This window comes from Alphaproteobacteria bacterium, from assembly GCA_017302575.1.
Classification (GTDB): Bacteria; Pseudomonadota; Alphaproteobacteria; order Rickettsiales; family UBA3002; genus JAFLDD01.
In genome coordinates this window covers 386,583-410,505 of the sequence record JAFLDD010000001.1, presented here as the reverse complement: position 1 = coordinate 410,505, position 23,923 = coordinate 386,583, and the positions used below count along the sequence as shown (strand labels likewise).

Here is a 23,923-nt window from a genome sequence, read left to right as displayed (position 1 = left end):
ATGAACACCACACCGCACATTTATATCATCGCGGGCGAAGCTTCCGGCGACCAATTAGGCGCATGGCTCATGCAGTCTATTCTGGCTAAGCAAACTGCCATACGCATCACGGGTATTGGCGGTCATGCGATGGAAGTAGCGGGACTGCGTTCACTTTTCCCTATTAGTGAAATCTCGCTGATGGGATTTGTAGAAATCCTGCCGCATATTTTTAATCTCAAGCGCCGCATTCGCCAAACCATCGAAGATATTGAACAAAAAAAGCCCGATATCGTTGTCACGATTGATTCACCAGGTTTCTGCTTCCGTGTTGTTGAGGCACTTAAAAAACGTGGCAATCATTCACCGCGCTTCATCCATTACGTTGCGCCAACAGTGTGGGCATATAAACCTGAGCGCGCTAAGCATATCGCACCCTTTTTCAACCACCTCATGGTGCTTTACCCCTTCGAACCACCCTATTTTGAGAAAGAAGGTTTGCCCACTAGTTTTGTCGGTCATCCTTATGCGTGGTATTGGAAAACAAAGGGCGATGCCGCAGCCTTCAAGCAACGCCACCACATCAAAGAGAATGCCACCGTTCTCGCCATGTTTGCAGGCAGCCGCAAAAATGAACTGAAGCGACACTTACCAATTTACAAGGAAGCCGTAGAGCAGCTTGCAACGAAAATCCCTAACCTTGTGATAACTACGCTTGCGCGCCCCGAGCACAAAGCATGGGTAAAGTCTGCTGTAAAAGACTGGCCAGTTCCTGTCGTCCTTGCAGAGAACGAGGAAAAGAAGGCGCTGTTTGCCGCAAGTCACGCTGCCTTGGCTAAATCTGGCACAATTAGTTTGGAGTGCACACTTGCAGGGGTTCCTTACATCACAGCGTATCGCGCCCACCCAATTTCGATTTGGTATATTCGCCGTAAAGTGAAAATCCCTTACGTGAATATGAGCAATATTATTCTGGGTCGCTTTGTCATACCTGAACTGATTCAGGAAGATTTGACGGCAGATGCCATCGTTAGAGAAATGTTACCTCTGCTACAAAATAGCGCCACACGCAGCGTACAGCTAGAAACTCTCAAAGACATTTCGCGCCAACTTGGTTCTGAAGATGCTGAATCGCCAAGCGATAAAGCCGCCGAAATCGTGCTCGCTACGCTGCTTTAAGCAACGCAGCCGTATGCTCATAATCAAAGAGGCTTAACAAAATTCGCAGCGCTTGGCCACGCGGCGCAGATAAATCTGGGTCCTTGGACAAATAATGCCTTACATCATCGCGCGCCATCACCATCAGATCCGTGTCCCGACCAATGGCGGCAAATCTAAAATCAGGCAACCCTGTTTGGCGCGTACCCAACACATCGCCCGCACCGCGCAGGCGGAAATCCTCTTCGGCGATGACGAAACCATCATTGGTTTCGCGCAGCACCTGCAAACGCGCCTTGGCATTCTCTGAGACTGGCGAGTGATAAAGCAAAATGCAGCTCGAGGCTTCTTTGCCTCTGCCCACACGACCGCGCAATTGGTGGAGTTGCGCTAATCCAAAACGTTCCGCTTGCTCAATCACCATAATGGTCGCCTCTGGCACATCCACACCCACCTCAATCACGGTGGTAGCCACTAACAACTGCATCTCACCATAGGCAAAGCGCTTCATTACCTCTTCGCGCTCCGCCAATTTCATTCGCCCATGCACCATACCGACTTTATCGCCAAAATGGGTTTGAAGCAGGCGCAGCCTGTCTTCCACAGCAGCTAATTCTTCATCCTCTTTTTCAGTATCCAACTCGATAAGCGGGCATACCCAATATGCCTTGGTGCCCTGCTGTAGCGCCCGCTTGAGGCCCGTAATGACTTCATCTAACCGCGAAAATGGCACAGTACGTGTGTCGATAGGCAGGCGGCCAGGCGGTTTTTCACTGAGCACACTGACTTCCATATCACCATAATAAGTCATCGCTAAACTACGTGGGATAGGCGTGGCCGTCATTTGCAGGATATGCGGCGTTAGCCCCTTCTCTGCTAGCTGCAAGCGTTGCTCAACACCAAAGCGGTGCTGCTCATCCACTACGACCAGCGCAAGCTTTTTGAATCCAACCAACTCCTGAAACACCGCATGCGTCCCAACCAGCATATGTGCTTCACCGCTAGCAATAAGCGCACGCGCTTCCGTTTGCTGTTTCTTACTCATTTTACCACTGAGCAGAATAAGTTTGTAACCCAGCTTCTCGGCAAGAGGCGCTAGATTCTTTTCATGCTGGCGCGCCAACAAATCGGTCGGCGCCATAAACACCGATTGGAACCCAGATGCCGCAACCTGCGCCATCAAACTAAACGCGATGATGGTTTTGCCACTCCCCACATCACCTTGCAGTAAGCGAATCATACGCTCACCGCTTGTCAAATCCTGCTCTGCTTCGGCTAATACGTTTTGCTGACCTGTCGTGAGTGTGAATGGCAAAGCATCAAGCAGTGCTTGCTTATTCTTAACGGGAATCTTGTAAGATTGCGTGCGCTGACGTGCCTGACGCGAGAACGCCAAGGCCAGTTGGTTCGCCAGCAACTCATCATAAGCGAGACGCCTGCGCGGCAATAATTCTGTTTCAAGCTCGATGGTTTGCGGATTATGCAACTGCTTGAGTGATTCACGAAATCCCTGCCATGACTGACGTTTCAGCACATCTTCGCCGATCCACTCTGGCAAAGCTGTAATCAAGTCCAACGCCTGACTCATCAATTTCACCATCACACGGTTACTGATGCCAAGCGTAAGCGGGTAAACTGGCATAATACGTAGAATCTCATGCGAGCGATGAAGTGGCACCACCATATCTGGGTGCGGCATGGTTTTCATCCCATCATACATTTCAATGCTACCTGAAATCAGGCGCTTTTCACCAACAGGTAATTGTTTGAAGAGATAATCACCCTTCACATGGAAATAGGTAAGCGTTAGAGCACCCGTCATATCCCTAACGATAATACGATAAGGCAAACGGGCACGCTTTGCAGGTGGTGGGCGGTGCTCTACCACCTCCACCTCAATACTTGCGACATCCCCCACGTTTGCAGTCGCGATGCTACTTACCAAACGCCTGTCAACTGCACTAGTTGGTACATGCATGACCATATCCCTGAGCACAGGCTCATACGGCATGTTATCGATAAGTGGGCGTGGGGGCGTAAGCAAACGCGTTAAGGCCTTGCGAGTAACAGGACCAACACCCTTCAAGATCGTCGCTGCACGAAAATAGGGATACAATATGGATGGCCGAACGGCCATATTACGCGCCTAGCTCGATAAGATGGTTACGTTCGTCCTGATCCAGCTTCGCAACGGATGCTTCGCACATATCAAGCACCGTATCATTCGTGAGCATGTCAAAGGCGATACTGACAGTAACGGAGAAGTCAGATTTGCCGCCGAAATCTATGCGATGCGAACGAATCAGCCAACGCAAACGATTCAACACTACACGCGAAGACTCGCGCGGTAAATCCAGCAGAAATAAGCCAAGCGTATGATCATCTAGCATGCAAATCACATCATCAGCGCGAAAGGCGCTGCGGCAGCAATTCGCTGCGTGCTTCAGTAATGTCACGCAACCATCTTTACCATAACGCTCTAAACTCTTTTTATGACGGTCGAGCCTCAGCACAGCGAACGCCGCTTCGGACTTGTTACTGCTGAGGTAATTCGTCAACAAATCATGAAATGTCTTAGCGGTAGCGCGATCAGGCAGGCCTGTGTCCTTGTCGATAACAAGTCGACCCTCAAGATTCAATTTGAGAAAATCACGCATTTGCTGTTGGGCACGCTGATCACGCTCATTAGGCAAGACCAATTGGAACCACGCATTCGTGTCACGTGCATGCATGCGGCTTAAGCGCACGGGCGATACGAACTCATCCCCCAGGCGATGCTTCAAGCGGAATTCGCGCAATTTTGCGCTGACATCTTGTAAATCTGGCGCGTCAGGCACGAATTCGACCATGTCACGTAGCGCATCGGCTGTGCGACGCCCCAGCACCGTATCAAGCGGCATATTCTTGAGCTCATCCACCGTATAACCAAGCGTTTCAGCAGCCTGCTCGTTCAATTCGCGAATATACCATTGTTTGCGTTCGTCTTCTTGTGTCAGGATTAAAATCCCATCGCCATCGCGATTCGCTGTCGTTGCTGCTGCCTGATTCATGCGCTACTGCCCTTGTCAAATCGGTTAAATACGCTATGTTACCGACCGAGGACAAAATACATGGAAAACGCGACCACCGCAACGCCCGAGAGCACTCTAAGCCACGAAGCACGCCTAAAACGCCTGCGCTATCGTAGCTGGCATCGCGGCTGCAAGGAAACTGACCTGATTTTAGGTGGTTATTGCGACCAGCATTTGGAGGGTATGAAAGCCGAAGAACTGTCGCTCTGCGAGGCATTACTTGAAGAAGACGATGCCGACATCTGGAGCTGGCTGACCGAAAAGTCACAATCCCCAAAATCTGAATATGAGCCCCTGCTCGCTAAAATGCGGCAGTTCCAGCATCGTCCCTAATGCATGCACTACGAAAACAGCTCCCCGCTGTCATTCAGCGCGGTGAGGCGTGGCAGTTCGAGCGCGCACTGCTTTCAAGCTATGCGGAGATATTAGCTAGCCTTATCTTGAATTACTCAAAGCCGGTTATCGCCGTATTACCCAACGACAAAGAGTTGGAAATTGTTGCATCTCTATGTCGCTTCATCGCGCCAAATCTAGAGGTTTTGCGCCTCCCCGCATGGGATACATTACCCTATGACCGCGTATCACCCAGCGCACACATTTTATCGCAGCGTGTCGCAACCCTCAGCAGCTTAAGCTCGAAAAAGCGGCCACTCATAGTGCTGACCACCGTAAATGCAGCGAGCCAATACCTGCCCCCGCCGACCACATTCAGAGACAACCATTTTGTCATCACGCCCAATAGCAACCTTCCTCGTGAGGCACTGCTAGCATTCCTTAGTGCGCAAGGTTATCAGCGCGTTGGTAAAGTGATGGAGGCAGGCGAATATGCCATTCGCGGCAGCATTATCGATATCTTCCCTTCAGGTTCCGAAAATGCCGTACGCATCGATTTATTTGGCGATGATGTTGAAAGCCTCAAATACTTCGACCCGCTCACCCAAATCAGTGACGCCATCTGCACGAAACTAGAATTACTTCCCTTAGGTGAAGTACAATTAAACGAAGCGACGATTGAACGCTTCCGTAGTGGCTACCGCGAATGTTTTGGCGCCGTCACGCGCGAGGACCCGCTTTATGAGTCCATCTCCCAAGGTCGCATGACAGCAGGTATGGAGCACTGGTTGCCGTTATTTTATGAGCGCCTAGTACCTTTGAGCGATTACGTGCCAGATGCAATCTGGTGCCTGCATTATGACACACCTGCTATCATCGAAGAACGTGGCGAAGCAGTCCGCGATTATTATGCGGCGCGCCAGCTTCACGCTAAATCAAAAGACGAAACGCCCTATCACCCTATCCCGCCTGAGCGCTTATTTATCATGGCGGAATCGTGGAATAGCATGTTGGCTGCTAACGCCACCATTACCCTCACGCCATTTGCGGCATCGAGCGGGAACACACTAAGCCTGCCCTACGGCGCAACGCCCCTTTTAGGCAAACGCCTCTTTAACGAAGCCTGTGATTATGTGAAGGGGCTGGTGCTACCCGCAGTCATTGCCTGCAACTCGCAAGGCAGCCTCGAGCGTATTGATAAAATACTTGGCGAACATGGCATTGCTACTAAACGCATCGAGCACTTTAGTGAGGTCGAATCAGGCACGCATCTCGCCATTATTCCAATCGAACATGGCTACAGCACGCCGCACTATCACCTACTAAGCGAAGAAGATTTATTGGGCGAGCGCATCATCCGCACCCAGAAGAAGCGCAAGAAGAGTGACGCTTTCTTGATGGAAGCTGCCGCCTTTGAAGTCGGCGAGTTGATTGTTCACAAAGAGCATGGCATTGGCCGATTTGAAGGCCTCATCACCGTTGAGGTAAACAGCAAGAAGCAAGACTGCCTCAAACTTACTTATGATGGCGGCGACAGGCTTTTCTTGCCCGTTGAGAATATCGACCTCGTCAGCCGATTTGGTGATGGTGAAGGTGTCGCGCTCGACAAGTTGGGTGGCGTAGCATGGCAAAAACGTAAATCCGGCCTCAAGAAACGCCTGCGCATGGCGGCAGAGGCGCTGCTTAAAATCGCTGCTGCACGTGCGACTAAGACCGCTCCAGCATTCGAGCCTGATATCGGCGCTTATGACGAATTCTGTGCACGCTTCCCTTACACCGAAACCGAAGACCAGCTCCAATCCATCGACGAAGTGCGTGAAGATTTGCGTAAAGGCTCACCCATGGACAGGCTCATTTGTGGTGACGTAGGTTTTGGTAAAACCGAAGTTGCCTTGCGCGCTGCATTTATTGCCGCGAGCAACAAACAACAAGTGGCACTCATTGCTCCCACAACCTTACTCGCCCGCCAGCATTTCAAAACCTTCACAGAGCGTTTCCGTGATTTACCATTCACCATTCGTCAGCTTTCACGCATGGTATCAGCAAAGGAGATGGCCGAAACCAAAGCACTGCTGAAAGAGGGTAAGGTTGATATCGTGATTGGCACACACGCATTACTTGGCAGCGAAATCGGCTTCAAAGAACTAGGATTGATGATTGTCGACGAAGAACAGCATTTCGGTGTGAAGCAGAAAGAGCGTCTCAAAGAATTCCGTAGCGACGTGCATGTGCTGACACTTTCCGCAACACCAATCCCTCGCACGTTACAAATGTCACTCGCTGGTGTGCGCGAATTAAGCCTGATCACCACACCACCTGTCGATAGGCTCGCCGTGCGCACCTATGTGATGCCATTTGACCCCGTCGTCACGCGTGAAGCATTGCTGCGTGAATATCACCGTGGCGGTAAAAGCTTTGTGGTAACACCGCGCGTGAAATACATGGCGGAACTTAAGCAGAAATTGGAAGAGCTGGTTCCCGAAATTAAATTCGCCGCCGCGCATGGTCAAATGACACCCGCACAGCTTGATACCGTTATGAATGAATTTTACGACGGCAAATACGATGTGCTGCTTTCAACGGCCATTATCGAATCAGGCATCGACATCCCTACCGCCAACACCATGATTATCGACCGCGCTGAGATGTTCGGCCTTGCCCAACTTTATCAACTTCGCGGCCGTGTTGGTCGCAGCAAAACCCGCGCTTATGCCTATTTCACGCTGCCACATCAAAAAACCTTGACCCGTGACGCTACGCGCCGACTCGAGGTGATGCAGCAGCTGGATAGTTTGGGCGCTGGCTTCCAACTCGCCAGCCACGATATGGATATTCGTGGTTACGGAAATCTCTTGGGCGAGGAACAATCCGGCCATATTCGCGAAGTGGGTATCGAGCTGTACCAAGCCATGCTGGAGGAAGCGATTAGCGACCTCAAAGCGCGCCGCAAAATTGGTGACATCGAAGAACGTGATTGGTCGCCGCAGATCAATCTAGGCATGTCGGTGCTGATTCCAGAAAATTATGTCGAGGACTTATCCCTGCGCCTGAGCCTATATCGCCGCGTCAGCAGCCTCAAAACCCATGAGGAAATTGAAGGCTTCGCCGCCGAAATGATTGACCGCTTTGGCCCATTACCTGTCGAGGTAGAGCACCTCTTTGGCGTGCTTCGCATTAAGCAATTCTGCGTAATGGCCAATATCGACCGCATCGACGCTGGGCCAAAGGGCGCCATCATTACCTTCCACAAGAACCAGTTCCCTGCCCCAGAGAAGCTTTTACTCCATATTAATAAGCACCCGACCCGCTATAAACTGCGCCCAGACCAGAAAATCGCCTTTATTGCAGATTTCAGCAAGGAAGGCAGCGCCATGGCAGGCATTACCGAAGCCGTGAAAGAAATTGCCGCTTTGGGCCAAACATCCACAGAAAAAGCGGCTTAAACCCGCAGAAACACTTGCAGTGAAGGTGTTTATGGCTATATTCGCCCCCCTATGAACGACATGTTTAGTGCTAAATCGACCGCCAAACTTAAGACTCAGAGCTACTCCGCCCAAGACATTGAAGTACTTGAGGGGCTAGAGCCTGTACGTCGCCGCCCCGGTATGTATATCGGCGGCAACGACGAAACGGCGATGCACCACCTCATCAACGAAGTCTTCGACAACTCGATGGACGAAGCCGTAGCAGGGTTTGCCACATGGATCGAAGTGGAATTGAAAGAGGGCAACACCGTTGTAATCCGTGACAATGGTCGCGGTATTCCGATTGACCCACACCCTAAATTCCCCAAAGTCTCAGCGCTGGAAGTCATTCTTACAACGCTGCATGCAGGCGGAAAATTCAATGATAAGGTTTATCACACCGCAGGTGGTCTGCATGGTGTAGGTATCTCGGTTGTTAACGCACTTTCTGATCATCTGGAAGTCGAAGTGGCACGTGAAGGCCAGCTATATCGACAGAGCTATAGCCGTGGCACTCCACAAGGTAAGATTAAAAACATCGGCCAGATTAAAAATCGTCGCGGCACCACTGTGACCTTCCACCCCGACGCAGAAATTTTCGGCACTAAAGCAAAATATCGCCCAGAAAAAATCTACAAGCTGATTCGCTCGAAAGCCTATCTCTTCCGTGGTGTTGAAATTCGCTGGAAATGTGACCCAAGCTTACTGAGCGAAGTCGCAACCACCCCCGCAGAAGACGTGATTCACTTCCCAGGCGGCTTGCGTGACTTCTTACAACAAGAACTGCATGGCCAACCTATTGTGGGCGAAATGTTCACGGGTGATGCTGAACTCGCCGATGGTAAAGGCCGCGTAGAATGGGCAATCGCTTGGCCTGTTCTCGAGGACGACGGTCACGCCTCGCTATTTTGTAACACCATTCCTACGCCAGATGGCGGCACACATGAACAAGGCCTTCGCGCCGCACTCAACAAAGGCATCAAATCCTTTGGTGAAATGACCAAGAATAAACGCGCGGGCCAAATCACCGCCGACGACATCATGCAAGGCACGATGGTGATTTTGTCGCTGTTCATTAAAGATCCGCAATTCCAAGGCCAAACCAAAGACCGTCTGATGAGCCCTGAGGCAGTGCGTTTAGTTGAGAACGCTATTCGCGACCCGTTCGATCACTGGCTTTCAGGCAATCTGGAAAATGGTAATGCGCTGATCAATCACATCATCAGCAAGGCCGAAGATCGCCTGCGCCGCAAACAAGAAAAGAATATCAAGCGCCAGAACGTGACATCACGCCTGCGTTTGCCTGGCAAACTTGCTGATTGTACACGTAGCATCCCACAAGGTACCGAGATTTTCTTGGTAGAGGGTGACTCGGCAGGTGGCTCAGCGAAGCAAGCACGTATCCGCGAAACTCAGGCAGTTTTGCCGCTACGTGGCAAAATTCTGAACGTCGCCAGCGCTACCAGCGAGAAGATTTACGCTAACCAAGAAATCAGCGACTTGCAGCAAGCGCTGGGCGTCAGCACAGGCAGCACATTCAATATTAAAGACCTGCGTTATGAAAAAGTCGTGATCATGACCGACGCAGACGTTGATGGTGCGCATATCGCGTCGCTGCTCATGACATTCTTCTATCAACAGATGCCAGACCTAATTCGCATGGGTCACCTGTACCTTGCGCAACCACCGCTTTACCGTATCACCGCAGGCGGCACGACTTACTACGCACAAGACGACGCTGAAAAAGCCAAGCTGATCGAGAAGCTGCAAGGCAAACACAAAAGCCGCATTGAAGTCGGCCGCTTTAAGGGCTTGGGCGAGATGACCGCCCCGCAACTTAAAGAAACGACGATGGACCCAACCAAGCGCACCTTGCTCAAAGTCATGATTGCCGAAGATAATGTGGATGCGACTGCTGAGCGCGTGAACCAACTCATGGGTAAAAAACCTGAATTGCGCTTCCAGTTCATTCGCGAGCAAACAGAGCTTTACGGCGACAAATTCAAAGAAGCGCTGGACGTTTAATTACGCATCACCCAGTAATTTCGAAATTTCTTCGGGGCTGAGCGGTCTATCACCCGTATCCTCAACCGCAGCCATGGGCGCGGGTTCTTCTATAACAGGCGCTGGCTTCACAGGCTCCGGTGCTTTGACCAGTGTTGGCGCGGCCTCTGGCATGTCGCGCAAACTTTTCATGCCATCGTGGCGCGAAATAACACCTTCGTTGGATATTTTTTTGTGATGCAGATCCGCAAGCGCTAAGGTGATAAAATCTTCTGCTGCCTTTGCCGCCACTTCATTCACAAATGCCTTGATGTCAGGCTTAACGGTTGGCATCGGCACACGTTCAGATGTTTCTTCGATCTGAACCATCCCGTTTTCGATAGAAGAATAGGCATTCGGTACGTCTCGTACCACTTTGAATGGGTCTTTCACTCCAGAAATGCGTATCGCCATAAGCGCACTTTCAGCAATCACCGCAATATATTCGCTCGATGATTGATACACACGGTAGCGCACGCGATCAGGGTCAGCAAAGCGATTCTGCTTCAGCGTTAGCACCTCAAGATGTTCGGGGCGTGGCTTCATTATTCTGCCTTCCAGCGCATACCACCCAATAGGAAAGCAACTCCCTGCTCTCCCGCTTTAGCGAGCGGCAACACACATGAACGGTATTTGATGAGCATGCCATTTTTATTGGTAAACGCATCGTCTACATAAACGGGTTGTGCAGAAACTGCTACTTGCTGAAACGTGCGGAATAGTGGCTCAGGATGCGGATAAACAAGCGATTCACAAATCTCGCGGCTAGTAAGGTTTTCACCATACGCCTCGACCAGCGCATCACCGAGATAATCATAAGCAAAGCTGCCGTCACCCACACGCACGAGGAAGCAATTCTGCCAAATTCCCAACAAATCATCGGGGTTGATGTCAGATTCAAGCGGCATAGCACGGCCATCTGCCACGCGCTGCCAATAATCCATGAGCTGCTCATGCAGACGATGTAATTTGGGTAGTTCCAACGTATTCATACTGGCAATATAGCACGAAACCACGGCTTATCCATGGGTTTTGAGGATTTCCCCCGCCAAATAGAGCGAGCCCGCCACCAACACATGCGCCGATGTCACAGGGCGCGCCTTCATGTAATCACATAGCGCGTTCATATCCGCCACAGCGCATACCTGCTTTACTCCAGCAATTCTGGCTTCTTCTGCTAATTCTTCTGGGCTAAATGCCCCAGTATCCTGAATCGGCATACAAATGACTTCCTGCACGTGCGGCGCCAGAGTACCCATCCATTCTCTGGCACTTTTGCGTCGCATCATGCCGCAGACCAATACCACTTGCTTATGGCGCGCCCAGTCCGCCAAGACTTCTGCCGCCTGTGTGTTATGCCCGCCATCCAACATCACATCACCACGACCGCCCCACATCTCGACCAGTGGGCCATGGGTGAGTTTTTGTAATCGTGCGGGCCAATATGCCTGCCCCACCCCTTGCTGAATGGCTGATTCGGGAAGGTTGAGATAACGCGCCGCCGCCACCGCAACTGAAGCATTCACATATTGATGCGCGCCAGAAAGATTGGGCCTTAGGTTTTTATCTACCACCGCAAAACTAAGCGGTGCTCCAATATTTCCCGCATACTCCTTAAATAATATTTCAACGTCGGAAGACTGGGGCGCACTGATGCACGGAACATTCGGACGCATAATCGCAGCCTTTTCCGACGCAATTTTGGTGATGCTATTACCAAGATACTCCATATGGTCCATGGCGATCGGCGTTAGCAACGTCAAAATTTTTGGCGTGACATTCGTTGCATCTAATCTACCGCCCATACCTGTTTCCAGCAGCAAATAGTCTGCCTTCGATTGCGCAAAACATAAAAATGCTGCTGCTGTAATACGCTCAAACACGGTAATGGCGTGGTGCGCTTCAGCATGCGCTACTTTTTCCAATGCTTCACAAAATATATCATCTTCCACTTCACGACCCGCCAATAGAACACGCTCATGACTGCGCACCAAATGCGGTGAGGTATACACATGAACGCGCTTACCAGCGGCCTCTAGCATCGCGCGCAGAAACGCAATGGTTGAGCCCTTGCCATTCGTTCCCGCCACATGAATCGTTGGCGGCAAATGCAACTCAGGGTTACCCAGCGTATCAAGCAGCGCTTGAAATCGCGTCAGGGTCAAATCAATCCCCGCAATGGCGACTGGCTTATCGATCAATAACTGGGCGCGATTACTCATAATCCGTAATGCCCCGCCACATCGTGAATACGAACCATATCGACACCTTGCGCCGCCAGTCGCTTGGAAATAGCGAGTGTTGCAGCATCTCGCTGCTCCATAGGCACTTCTAGAAATGATTTGCGTGAATGCCCCATCAACCAACGGCCGCCACTGGCTTTAAGTTCTAAAAATCGTTGAATCAACACACGTGACTGCTCCGCCGTTTTGCCAAACCCAATACCACAATCAAAAACCAAGCGCTGCTCGGGTATACCAAGCGCTAATATTTGCGCTTTCCAGCGCAATACTTCAGCAACTGGATCTGCATTATCTGGAAGAGTTATATTTTTATCAGCTGGAATGGTTAGCGAATGCATCACCGCTATATCGCATAACGAGTCCTTGAGCAGCGCAATCATCGAAGCGTCACTAAGCCCCGAAACGTCATTAATAACGTCAACACCCAGCTCAAGCGCACGCTTAGCAGTTTTCCAGTGGCGCGTGTCGACACTAATCGCAACACGCTGCCGTAGTGGATGGCACATAATAGCGTGTAATGGCGAGTTAATCCGCGCCCATTCTTCTTCATGTTCAAGCGGCACTGCGTTCGGGCGCGTGGATTCGCCGCCAATATCAATGATATCCGCGCCCGCATCGACCACTGCTTCAAAACGCGAAGCCACTGCTTCAGTTTCAAGTGTTCCACCATCCGAAAAAGAGTCAGGAGTTACATTGAGAATACCCATTAACTGAGTGCGCTTGCGCCATATGCGCGCGCGAATCTCAGGTAAATCCGCAATCAAGGCATGGATATTGGGCCAGCTTGGCGCAATCTCACGCAGAGGCAGCAATACAAAATCACGCGAAGAAATTCCCGCATGCGGCAATTGTAATGACGCAGTATCAAGGCGCGTGTTTCCGAACGCTAAAATATCAATATCCAATTCGCGTGGCGACCAGCGCCCACGATCTTTGCGCCCCGCCAATGCTTCAACACGCTTTACGTCTAACAAGAGAGCTTCTGGTGATAAGTCACTCTCAATCTCCAGCACTTGATTCAAAAACGGCTTGTTCCAAGTGACGGGCGCATCCTCGGGCAATAATGCGGGTGACTCATAAATCGAAGATTCGGCAATAACCTTGAAATGTTTTTTCACAAGCGCGAGGTAAGCGGCGCGGTCGCCAATATTACTGCCAATGCCTAGGTAGATACCGCGCATGTCACATAGCCGCTACGATACGCGCGTCGGCAGGCAAATCGCTATAAGTAAACGCCGCACCACCATGCAGGTTAGCAATCGGCGCCGATATCTTATGCATCTGTACCCAAATTTTAACATCAGGGCCAGAAAGCTCGTCTACCACTCGACGCAGGGCATCATAACATTGCATCGCCATATACTCTATCAAGCGGAACTCTTGGCTATCGACCAATTCTCTAAGCACACGAGTGGTAATCTCATAATCTATGAAGCGGCTCGTATCATCCCGCGCACAATCGGGCGTTTGCGGATAATAAAAGCGGCACGAAACCTCAATTTTTTGGGGAGAAAGCCGTTCCGTACTCGTAACACCAAGGCGCGCGACAAGCTCTAAACGATTTACACTAAGTACATGCGGATAATAGGTCATAAAGTGGCTGCACTATGGATAAAAACCCTCTATACCGCAAGCATGAATCCATCTCGTTTTATCTATCTTAATGGCCAATATCTGCCTGAGTCAGAGGCGCTGATACCCGTGGCAGATCGCGGCTTCAGGTTCGGTGACGGGCTGTTTGAGACAATCCGCATCCATCACGCAGTTCCCTATCAATGGGAATTCCACATGCAGCGCCTAAGTGAGGGATTAGCCGCCCTGCATATCACATGCAACGAGGATTGGGCTGCCGCCACCAAAGGGCTGCTTCAAAAGAACATGCAAACAGATGGTTTTATACGCATCAGCATTAGCCGTGGCGTTGGCAGTCGTGGCTATCGCCCTCACCCCCAAACACTCACACCAACCATTGTGATGGAATCCCTACGCGACATGTCGGGCCCTAAAGATGAGTATAATCTATGGGTAAGTAATTATACCAAGCCTTCGCTAAGCGCCTTGCCAGTTAATCACAAAATCGCCCAAGGCCTTAATTCCACCCTCGCGCTGCTAGAAGCTGAGGAACATCACTGTGAAGAAGCAATCCTGCTATCGCAAGACGGCAAGGTGTGTGAGGCAGCAAGCGCCAACATCCTTTGGCTCAAAGACGGCACGTTATACACGCCAGATCTAAAAACAGGTTGCCTGCGCGGAAGCACGCGCGAAACAATCATGCGGTTGGCAGACGTAAAAACCGCCCTCGAACCACTAGACAGCCTGAAAAGCGCCGAAGCATTATGGATAATCAATGGCAGGATTGGCATTCACCCCGTTCAGGGCATTAAGCCGCTCAACATCCATTTTGCTGATCACGCAATGACCGAAACGCTTAAGAAATTATGGCGCAGTGATATTGAGAATTACACACATGCGCATCGTGAGGCATGGCAATGAGCATTGCATGGCACGAACCACTAGCGCTAGCCAACCATTTTCGTGATGAGCCTCATGTATTTTTGCTCTATTCAGGTAGAAAAGAGGCGCATACAGGCCGTTATAGTTATTTAGGTATCGGCGCACTTCAAACAAAAGAGTTCGACGCATTTAGCGAAATGCCCGAGCACGGCAACTGGTTCGGCTATTTAAGCTACGCGATGCGACATGCTGTCGAACATTACAATCCAAGTTCCCCAACCATTATCGATTTACCCGCCGCACGCTTCACAAAGCCCGAACATCTTTTTATTTTCGATCACGACAGCAAGACCCTCACTTACCACGGGACCAACATTCCAAATTTACCAAAAACCCTTGGTTTGGCCGAGGTCGCGCCTTGCCCAACCATTAATGGTTTATGCAGTAATTTTACTGACCACGCCTATATAAGCGCAATTGAAGCAACGATTAAGCGCATAGAAGCTGGTGATTTTTATCAGGCGAATTTGACGCGCAAATATTGGGGCGACATTAGTGGCGCTCATCACTTCGACGTTTTCTTGCGACTCTGCGAGGTAAGTCCAGCACCCTATAGCGCATTTCTGAAATGGAATGGCACATCGATTATATCATCAAGTCCTGAGTGCTTTCTAAGTATTGACGGTAATAACACGATTACTGCCCGCCCCATCAAGGGCAGTGCAGGACGAAGTGATAATGCCGACGACGATGCGCGCATCGTCAAAGCACTGCTTGAAAGCCCCAAAGACCACGCAGAGAATCTCATGATTGTTGATTTACTACGCAATGATTTGGCGCGCGTAAGTGAGGCAGGCAGCGTGCGCGTCACCGAGCAGTCGGGGCTTTACAGCTACGCAACGATTCACCATTTAATTTCGACCATTGAATCCAAATTACAAGATTCATTCACACGCACGGACGCCCTCAAAGCCTGTTTTCCCCCAGGGTCAATGACGGGCGCACCCAAAATCGCCGCTATTGAGTGGTGTAACACACATGAAAAACGAGAACGCGGAATTTATAGTGGAGCGATTGGCTGGCTTGGTGAAAATAACCAATGCGATTTCTCCGTGGTGATTCGCACCATCATCATCAAGGACAATCAATTTGAGTTTCAAGTAGGTGGTGGAATCGTTGCTGATTCAAGTCCAGCAAAAGAACTTGAAGAAACACGCATTAAAGCGCGTGGCATTTGCAAAGCCCTAGGTATCGAGCTTACGCAGCTTCAGCAGTAATATTGGGCAACGCATAAATCGCTTGAAGTACCGTCGTTGGGATATCGTATTGTTCCGCAAGCTCAATATGAACGTCGCCTTCAACAAGCGGCACGATTACTTTCACTTTAGCACCCTTTGGCGCGACATTGAGCAGGGTCTTTAATTTACTTATCTCATTTACATCACCAATCGTCACAATCAGCGACTGCGCCTTCACATCCTGCGCGACTGCATCCAATTTTTCGAGTTTCTGGGCAATGAGACGAGCACCATTCTCATCCGCCTTACCATCCGCATGAATAAGCACCGCCGTGCCTGATGTCAGTAATTCGTGGCTACTATTGAGCAATTCTGCATCAAAAATTGAAACTTCAAAATTCCCCTCTGCGTCAGATAACTGAACAAAAGCAAATCGACCACGCGGTGACACCTTGATTTTACTACCCGTTACAATACCCGCCAATTTTACAGGCCTATATTGGCTCGTTAGCTGCTTGATAAAGGACGCAGAAGAAACAACACCCATTCGCTTAAACGCTGGCGCATAGCCCTCAAGTGGGTGAGACGAAAGATAGAAACCAAGCGCCGCGCATTCGTGATTGAGTTTTTCCAGCATTGGCCATTCATCCGTCGCGGGGAGCACATGGTTTTGCTGTGGTGAAGCATCACCACCAAAGAGACTGATTTGCGAGCTCTCGCGTTCTTGCGTCGCGTGGTTGGCCGTCGCAATAAGCTTATCAATCGACTCAAACAATGGGCGCCGATGCGTATGCAAACCATCAAAACAGCCCGCCATCACCAAGGATTCAAGCTGCCTGCGATTCAAGACGGCACCATCCACGCGCGAGGCAAAATCAAAAATATCCTTGAACATATCTTGCGAGCGCTCATCCACCAACGCACCCATGGCTGCAGCACCCACATTCTTAAGCGCTGCCAACGCATAACGAATGGCAAGTTTTTCACCCTCTTGCTTCTCAACCGAGAATTCCACTTCCGATTTATTGATATCTGGCGGCAATAAATCGATACCGAATTTTTGTGCCTCTTGGCGGAATTGGCCAAGTTTGTCAGTAGAGCCCATCTCATACGTCATCGAGGCCGCGATAAATTCAACAGGGTAATTCGCTTTCAAATACGCCGTTTGGTAAGAAACAACGGCATAAGCAGCCGCGTGCGATTTGTTGAATCCATAGCCCGCGAACTTATCAACGAGATTAAAGATATTAGTGGCCTGCTCTTGGCTCACGCCATTCTTTTTCGCACCTTCAACGAAGGTAGCACGCTGCGCGTCCATCTCCGCCTTAATTTTCTTACCCATCGCGCGACGAAGCAAATCTGCGGCACCCAGCGTGTATCCCGCCAAGACTTGTGCAATTTTCTGCACCTGCTCTTGGTAAATGATTACCCCATAGGTTTCTTTCAACACTTCCGTCAGCAGGGGATGCAGATAATCTGGCTTCTCCTTACCGTGCTTACGCGCGATATACATGGGGATGTTATCCATCGGACCTGGGCGATAAAGCGCGCCCAACGCAATCAAATCTTCCAGACAGTCTGGCTTCAGTTTACGCAGCGCGTCCTGCATCCCTGCGGATTCAAACTGGAAAACACCGAGCGTATCAGCTTTCGTTAGCAGTTTGAATGTTGCCTTATCATCCAGTGGTATTTTGGAGATATCGATATCAATGCCGCGCTTTTTGATGAGCGCCACGGCTTTTTGAATAATCGTCAGCGTGCGAAGGCCGAGGAAGTCGAACTTCACCAGACCAGCCTCTTCGGCATATTTCATGGAATATTGCACCACGAGCATTTCCGATTTAGCGTCACGATAAAGCGGCACAAGCTCTTTAAGGGGTCTATCGGCAATCACCACACCCGCCGCGTGGGTAGAAGCATGGCGATACAGCCCCTCAAGCTTCAACGATAAATTCACCAGTTTTTCAACCGATTCGTCTTCGCGAATGGCCTGTTTTAACAATGGCTCCAGCTTCACTGCCTCTTCAAGCGTGACAGGCGCTGCAGGGTTATTGGGGACCAGTTTACAAATGCGATCCACTTGGCTGTAGGGCATTTGCAGTACGCGACCAACATCACGCAGCACAGCGCGCGCCTGCAGTTTTCCGAAGGTAATAATTTGCGCAACACGGTCATTGCCATATTTCTGCTGCACATAACGAATTACTTCGTCGCGCCTATCCTGACAGAAGTCGATATCAAAGTCGGGCATCGAGATACGTTCTGGATTCAAGAATCGCTCAAAGATGAGCCCGAAACGAAGCGGGTCAAGATCCGTAATCAGGAGCACCCATGCCACCACAGAGCCAGCGCCAGAGCCACGGCCAGGACCTACGGGAATTCCGTTTTCTTTCGCCCATGTAATAAAGTCAGAGACGATGAGGAAGTAGCCTGGAAATTTCATCGTGATGATAACGTCCAATTCAAATTCCAGACGATCGCGATACGGCTTCGCCGCAGCTTCGCGCTCAGCCTCGCTCATCCCTTCTTTATAGACATGTGCTTTTAACCGCTCCTCAAGCCCTGCTCGCGCCTTTTCACGCAGTGCGTCCGACTCGCTGAGCACTTCGCCCGCGCTATTTGTCATATGGAAGCCAGGAAGAATCGGCGCGCGTGACGGTGAGAAAATATGACAGCGCTGCGCAATATTCAGGGTATTCTCAATTGCCTCAGGAATATCACGGAATAATAAACGCATTTCCTGCGCCGACTTGAAGCGATGCTCAGGGTTCAAACGCGGCCTGTCAGACTCCATCACAAAGCGCCCATCGGAAACGCACATGAGGGCATCATGCGCTTCGAACATATCCGCGTCCGAGAAATAGACGTTATTTGTAGCAACAAGCGGGATATTATTCTCAATCGCCATATCGATTTGGCCGCGCTCAATCATTTTCTCTTCGGGAATGCGGTGGCGCGTCAGCTCGATATAAAGCCTGTCACCAAACATTTCGCGTAACTGCGCAATAAATTTATCAGCCACCGCCTTGCGGCTTGAGAGCAGCATCTTTCCTAGGCCGCCATGAATACTGCCTGTGAGCGCAATCAAACCTTCAGAATGCGCAGCGAGCTGTTCGTAGGAAAGCAATGGTGATTGCGCAAGTGCAGGGTCGAGATACGCATCACTCGTTAATGAAAGTAGGTTATGATAGCCTTTATCATCCTTAGCATAGACCAGCAATTGGTCTGGTGCTTGGCGCAGTGAAGCATTATTCGATTGATCCACCCCATAAGGCACTAAGGAAAGTGTGCAACCAATAATAGGCTGGATGCCCTCTTTCACCGCCGCCATCGAGAACTCAAGCGAACCAAAAAGATTATCATGGTCCGTCAGCGCCACTGCAGGCATGGCATACTGCTTACTTAAGGCAATTAACTTAGGAATTTTCAGCGCACCCTTAAGCAACGAGTAGGCGCTATGTGTGCGCAAATGGACAAAGCCACTCATGCCGCTACCACAGTACCATCACGCAACGTCACGCTGCGATGCATTTGCCCAGCAAGCTGCGTGTTATGCGTAACAAGCAGAACGGCGGTGTTTTGGGCACGAGCCACTTCAAAAAACAGCGCGCACACATTCGCAGAAGTTGTAGGGTCGAGATTACCTGTCGGCTCGTCAGCCAATACGAGGGCTGGGTTATGCACCAATGCCCGTGCAATTGCGACACGCTGCTGCTCACCCCCCGAAAGGCGGGAAGGCAAATGGCCCAAACGCTCACCTAGCCCAAGTCTTTGTAGTAATTCTTTTGCTTTGCCTTGAGCATCGCTACGACTAATGCCCGCAATCAAAAGCGGCATCATCACATTTTCAAGCGCATCACACTCTGGCAACAAATGGTGGAATTGATAAATGAAGCCCAAATGCTTATTGCGCGCGGCGGTGCGAACCGCGTCATCCGCCTCGGTCATGGAAACACCGTTAAGCATGATTTCGCCTGAATCTTGTTTATCAAGCAGACCAGCAATTTGTAACAACGTCGTTTTGCCCGAACCGCTTGGCCCAACCAACGCCACTAATTCCCCCTGCTTGAGAGCCAAGTTCGCCCCCTTGAGAATCGGCAACGCGCCGTTCGGCTGCGCATAGGAACGGTGAATATTCTTAAGCTCTAAAACAATATTAGACATCGCGCAGCACCTCCGCCGGATCGAGGCGTGCTGCCTGACGTGCTGGATACAGCGCCGCCAACAACGCAATCACCAATGAAATTGCTACAATCACCAAAACTTCGATTGGGTCAGTTTTGGTTGGCAGCGTGGAGAGGAAATAAATATCCGCCACCAGTATTTCTTGACCGATAATTGCTTCCACCAATTGCTTGATACGTTCAATATTAGCAGCCAACACCAAACCAAGCACTAAACCCGCCAGCGTACCAACCACACCAATCCATACCCCAGATAAAACGAACACACGCATTACCATGCTACGCGTTGCGCCTATGGTGCGTAAAATAGCAATGTCGCGGCGCTTTTCTTTAACGAGCATAACAAGGCTGGAAATAATATTGAATGCCGCCACCAAAATAATGAGCGCCAAAATAATCACCATCACATTACGCTGCACAAGCAACGCCTGAAAGATGCCCGCATTACTCTGCTGCCAGTCCGTCACGTAATAAGCGCCACCAAGCTGCGCGCTAATCTGCTGCGCGACGCGGTTAGCGCCATCAACATCACGCACCATGACTTCCAGATTCGAAACTGCACTGCTCTCTTCGCGTTCTAGCTTGAAATAGGTCTGCGCTTGGTCAAACGGCATGAGAATCAATGCACCGTCGTATAGATGCATACCAAAATCCAACAAACCAACGACGGGATACGCCTTCATGCGCGGAATAAACCCCGCAATGGTGGCTTGGCCTTGCGGTGAAATGAGCGTGACTGCATCACCCACATGCAAACCTAGGTTGCGCGCCAAACGATGGCCGATCATCACCCCTTCGCCCTTGGCGTAGGCGTTCCAAGCGCCAGACTTGAGTGCATCCATAAATAATAAGCGTTTGGAAATAGCGCCCCACGGCATTGCTAGCACCTGCGCACCATAAGCACGCCCTTGATGGGTTGCCATCACCTGCCCTTCAACCTTGGCGGTCACGGTGGTGACACCATCAACACCCGCAATTGCCTCGGCAGTTTGCGCATAATCATCAAAGAATAGGCTGGGTTTATAAACACTCACATGCCCTTCAATGCCGATAAATCGCTGCGTCATATCCTCGCGGATGCCGTTCATCAGCGAGGTTACGAGAATGAGTGTCGCCACTCCAAGTGCAATACCAATGATCGCAAACCATGTCGTAATCGAGATAAACCCTCGGCGCGCCTTGAGATAGCGTCGCGCCAATAATCTCTCTACGGTAAAGCTCATGCGCGTGCTGCCTTTAGTTTCTGAGCAATCATGGCAACAGCTTCGGCAGTTGGTAATTCCGATTTTTCGCCCGTACGACGGTACTTAATTTCCACCTTACCCTCTGCGGCACTACGCGGGCCAATCACGATTTGCCATGGCACGCCAATCAAATCCATACCTGCAAATTTTTCACCACCGCGCTTGTCAGTATCGTCAAACAATACCTTGATGCCTTGCGCTTGCAATTGCGCATAGATTTCTTCGCATGCGCGGTCACAGCCTTCATCGCCGAAGCGAATGTTGATCAGACCCACATCAAACGGTGCGACTGACTCTGGCCAAATGATACCATTCGCGTCATGGCTTGCTTCGATAATCGCACCAACGAGGCGTGATACACCAATACCATAGGTTCCCATCTGGACACGAACATCTGTTCCCGAATCACCCATCACATTGACGTTCATTGCATCCGTATATTTACTGCCAAGCAAGAAAATATGTCCGACCTCAATCCCGCGCGCTGTCCTCAGCTTATCAGCAGGAACTGGGCATTGATCAGGTTTATGCAATTCATCTGCGGCGGCGTAATAATTGCGCATTTCCTCACCCGTTTTTTTGACTTTGCCTTCACGCACATCATCAAAAATAGGGTCATAATAAATTTGGCTCTCGCCTGTTTCTGCTAGCACTTGGAATTCGTGGCTCAAATTACCACCAATCGCCCCAGAATCTGCGGCAACAGCAATCGCCGTCAAGCCAAGACGCCTGAAAATCGCATGATACGCGTCATACATCGCGCTATATTCACGTTTTGCATCATCCAGTGACGCGTGAAAAGAATACCCGTCCTTCATCAGGAATTCGCGGCCGCGCATCACGCCAAAACGCGGGCGAACTTCGTCACGGAATTTCCACTGAATTTGATAGAGATTCAGCGGCAGATGCTTGTAGCTCTTCACATAGCTACGGAAAATATCGACAATCATCTCTTCACAGGTTGGGCTGTAAAGCAATTCACGCTCAGCGCGGTCATTGAAACGCAGCATCTCTTTACCAAGCGCATCATAACGGCCTGATTCCTTCCATAATTCGGTACTTTGCAGCGTTGGCATCAACAAGCGCACACACCCGACTTTATCTAACTCTTCCGCAACGATGCGCTCAACATGTTCAAGCACCGTCATGCCCAATGGCAGCCATGAATATATACCCGCTACTTGTTGGCGAATCATACCCGCGCGCAACATGAGTTGATGCGAGACAATTTGCGCCTCTTTAGGATTTTCTTTGAGCAGTGGTAAAAAATAACGGCTAAGGCGCATGGAACATGACTTTCAATAGTGAATGCGCACTATGGCAGCCACCACGAAAAAGGCAATAATTAGCAGAGGGTGTGGATTACTTTAACCACGGTAATTTGCTGCTTTGCTGAGGCGCTGGCATTGGCATTTTCTTAGCCCCACGCGGCAAACGTCCCGCCTGCCATGTCTCGCCGCTTTTCCAGCCTTTTGATTCCATGCATGGCTGAATAATGCGCATGCGCAGGCGATCCACTTCGCGGTTTTTATAATAATCTGGCTCAACATATACGCTGGTTCCAAACCCACCACCAAAGGCCGGCCCATACGGTCCGTAGCCTAACCCACCATGAACGCGTTCCCATCTGCCTTCGTCATAAAGCGTAGGGGGATAGGTTTTGTCAGCCTCGAATTCGCACCCTTGCCTGTCAGCATTAAACGCTGCTTCTTGCTGAAAATAATAGGTCATGCATTTTTGATGCTCAGGCTCACCCTGCCTTAGCCCAAATCCATCGCAATAGGTCTGCTCAGGAGGCGTACATGCGGCAACCACCACTAAGCACGATGCTGCGAGTAATTTTTTCATTATTTACACTCCGTTGAATAGACGTTCTGCTGCTTGATTGGCACGCCATTGAGTGATGTCGTACCATCTTTCTGCACATCCATTTCACCCAAATTAATGCGCGATTCGCTTAGATCCGCATTATATTTATTTTCATTCACATAATTAGTGACAGGTATATCCAAGCTGATCTTCGGATTTTCAAACTGCTGAGAGAGCGTATTAGGTTCCATATCGGCAGATTTTATCGGGTTTCCATGCTGATCAAATCCATCCCGCGCCTCTATGTCTGCAGAGGGCTGGTGCTTGATATACGGGTCGCAATCACGAACCCCTGCGTGGTACTGGGCATAGGCTGGAGCCGCAAAGAGGCAAAGCACGATAAATCCATACCTCATAAGCCAATGACCCCCGCTTCATAAAGACACTTGAACGCCAATACAGGAATAATCGCCAATATGCTGGTTATCTTGGCTTTTTTCTTGAAATCAAAGCGCGCCGGAGCAGAGGCGGCATGGCCTTTTTCGGGTGTTTCGGAGGCGTTAGAGCCAAATGGCAGCACCATAAATAGCACCACCCACCAAGCCACCGCATAGGCAAGAAACATCTGAAAAATGGTCATATAAACCTCAATGCAACCCTAGTGCCAAGCACACCAAAATACCAGATGATTGTCATCAAATGT

At 50.3% G+C, this 23,923-nt stretch carries 20 protein-coding genes; 6 read left to right on the top strand and 14 right to left on the bottom strand.

The window, feature by feature from the left end:
* The gene (lpxB, locus tag J0M34_02085) at positions 1-1,158 is read left to right on the top strand and encodes a lipid-A-disaccharide synthase (protein ID MBN8543034.1); all 1,158 of its coding nucleotides are present in this window, start codon (positions 1-3) and stop codon (positions 1,156-1,158) included.
* Here the strand turns inward: lpxB and recG are convergent.
* Together recG and J0M34_02075 are read right to left on the bottom strand one after the other, a co-directional pair.
* The gene (recG, locus tag J0M34_02080) at positions 1,145-3,274 is read right to left on the bottom strand and encodes an ATP-dependent DNA helicase RecG (GenBank protein ID MBN8543033.1); all 2,130 of its coding nucleotides are present in this window, start codon (positions 3,272-3,274) and stop codon (positions 1,145-1,147) included. The genes lpxB and recG overlap by 14 nt on opposite strands.
* A 1-nt stretch (position 3,275) precedes the next feature.
* Complete coding sequence (locus J0M34_02075) at positions 3,276-4,187, bottom strand: GGDEF domain-containing protein (protein ID MBN8543032.1); 912 nt, start codon at positions 4,185-4,187, stop codon at positions 3,276-3,278.
* Between the two features lie 60 nt (positions 4,188-4,247).
* Here J0M34_02075 and J0M34_02070 point away from each other — a divergent pair, with 60 nt between their 5' ends.
* From J0M34_02070 to parE, 3 genes are read left to right on the top strand one after another with little or no spacing between them, the layout of a single operon-like run.
* Positions 4,248-4,541 (top strand): succinate dehydrogenase assembly factor 2, encoded by a 294-nt coding sequence (locus J0M34_02070; protein ID MBN8543031.1) that lies wholly within the window; start codon positions 4,248-4,250, stop codon positions 4,539-4,541.
* The gene (gene mfd, locus J0M34_02065; GenBank protein MBN8543030.1) at positions 4,541-7,984 is read left to right on the top strand and encodes a transcription-repair coupling factor; all 3,444 of its coding nucleotides are present in this window, start codon (positions 4,541-4,543) and stop codon (positions 7,982-7,984) included. Before J0M34_02070 ends, mfd begins: the two co-directional genes overlap by 1 nt.
* 51 nt (positions 7,985-8,035) lie before the next feature.
* Positions 8,036-10,030, top strand: coding sequence for a DNA topoisomerase IV subunit B (gene parE / locus J0M34_02060; GenBank protein MBN8543029.1), 1,995 nt, complete (start codon positions 8,036-8,038; stop codon positions 10,028-10,030).
* Here parE and J0M34_02055 read toward each other — a convergent pair whose 3' ends face one another.
* From J0M34_02055 to J0M34_02035, 5 genes are read right to left on the bottom strand one after another with little or no spacing between them, the layout of a single operon-like run.
* Positions 10,031-10,594 carry a hypothetical protein gene (locus J0M34_02055; GenBank protein ID MBN8543028.1) on the bottom strand — a complete coding sequence of 188 codons (564 nt, stop codon included), beginning with the start codon at positions 10,592-10,594 and terminating at the stop codon, positions 10,031-10,033.
* On the bottom strand, positions 10,594-11,040 hold the full coding sequence (locus J0M34_02050; protein MBN8543027.1) for a PAS domain-containing protein: 447 nt from the start codon (positions 11,038-11,040) through the stop codon (positions 10,594-10,596). Before J0M34_02050 ends, J0M34_02055 begins: the two co-directional genes overlap by 1 nt.
* Positions 11,041-11,067: 27 nt before the next feature.
* On the bottom strand, positions 11,068-12,270 hold the full coding sequence (locus tag J0M34_02045) for a bifunctional folylpolyglutamate synthase/dihydrofolate synthase (GenBank protein ID MBN8543026.1): 1,203 nt from the start codon (positions 12,268-12,270) through the stop codon (positions 11,068-11,070).
* A complete protein-coding gene (folP, locus tag J0M34_02040) occupies positions 12,267-13,472 on the bottom strand; it encodes a dihydropteroate synthase (protein ID MBN8543025.1) in 1,206 nt (401 codons plus the stop codon). Before folP ends, J0M34_02045 begins: the two co-directional genes overlap by 4 nt.
* A gap of 1 nt (position 13,473) precedes the next feature.
* Positions 13,474-13,884, bottom strand: a complete 411-nt coding sequence (locus J0M34_02035; protein MBN8543024.1) for a dihydroneopterin aldolase — start codon at positions 13,882-13,884, stop codon at positions 13,474-13,476.
* A 42-nt stretch (positions 13,885-13,926) separates the two neighbouring features.
* Between J0M34_02035 and J0M34_02030 the strand changes: the two genes are divergently transcribed.
* Positions 13,927-14,784, top strand: a complete 858-nt coding sequence (locus tag J0M34_02030; GenBank protein ID MBN8543023.1) for an aminotransferase class IV — start codon at positions 13,927-13,929, stop codon at positions 14,782-14,784.
* Positions 14,781-16,022, top strand: a complete 1,242-nt coding sequence (locus J0M34_02025; protein ID MBN8543022.1) for an anthranilate synthase component I family protein — start codon at positions 14,781-14,783, stop codon at positions 16,020-16,022. Before J0M34_02030 ends, J0M34_02025 begins: the two co-directional genes overlap by 4 nt.
* Here the strand turns inward: J0M34_02025 and dnaE are convergent.
* The 7 genes from dnaE to J0M34_01990 form a co-directional block, all read right to left on the bottom strand.
* Positions 16,003-19,470, bottom strand: a complete 3,468-nt coding sequence (gene dnaE / locus J0M34_02020) for a DNA polymerase III subunit alpha (GenBank protein ID MBN8543021.1) — start codon at positions 19,468-19,470, stop codon at positions 16,003-16,005. The genes J0M34_02025 and dnaE overlap by 20 nt on opposite strands.
* Positions 19,467-20,147 (bottom strand): ABC transporter ATP-binding protein, encoded by a 681-nt coding sequence (locus J0M34_02015; protein ID MBN8543020.1) that lies wholly within the window; start codon positions 20,145-20,147, stop codon positions 19,467-19,469. Before J0M34_02015 ends, dnaE begins: the two co-directional genes overlap by 4 nt.
* Positions 20,140-21,390, bottom strand: coding sequence for a lipoprotein-releasing ABC transporter permease subunit (locus J0M34_02010; protein ID MBN8543019.1), 1,251 nt, complete (start codon positions 21,388-21,390; stop codon positions 20,140-20,142). Before J0M34_02010 ends, J0M34_02015 begins: the two co-directional genes overlap by 8 nt.
* On the bottom strand, positions 21,387-22,697 hold the full coding sequence (locus tag J0M34_02005; protein ID MBN8543018.1) for a proline--tRNA ligase: 1,311 nt from the start codon (positions 22,695-22,697) through the stop codon (positions 21,387-21,389). Before J0M34_02005 ends, J0M34_02010 begins: the two co-directional genes overlap by 4 nt.
* Before the next feature lie 76 nt (positions 22,698-22,773).
* Positions 22,774-23,259 carry a hypothetical protein gene (locus J0M34_02000; GenBank protein MBN8543017.1) on the bottom strand — a complete coding sequence of 162 codons (486 nt, stop codon included), beginning with the start codon at positions 23,257-23,259 and terminating at the stop codon, positions 22,774-22,776.
* The gene (locus tag J0M34_01995) at positions 23,259-23,636 is read right to left on the bottom strand and encodes a hypothetical protein (GenBank protein MBN8543016.1); all 378 of its coding nucleotides are present in this window, start codon (positions 23,634-23,636) and stop codon (positions 23,259-23,261) included. The genes J0M34_02000 and J0M34_01995 overlap by 1 nt, the downstream gene beginning before the upstream one ends.
* The gene (locus J0M34_01990) at positions 23,633-23,860 is read right to left on the bottom strand and encodes a DUF1467 family protein (GenBank protein MBN8543015.1); all 228 of its coding nucleotides are present in this window, start codon (positions 23,858-23,860) and stop codon (positions 23,633-23,635) included. Before J0M34_01990 ends, J0M34_01995 begins: the two co-directional genes overlap by 4 nt.
* Between the last annotated feature and the right edge of the window lie 63 nt (positions 23,861-23,923).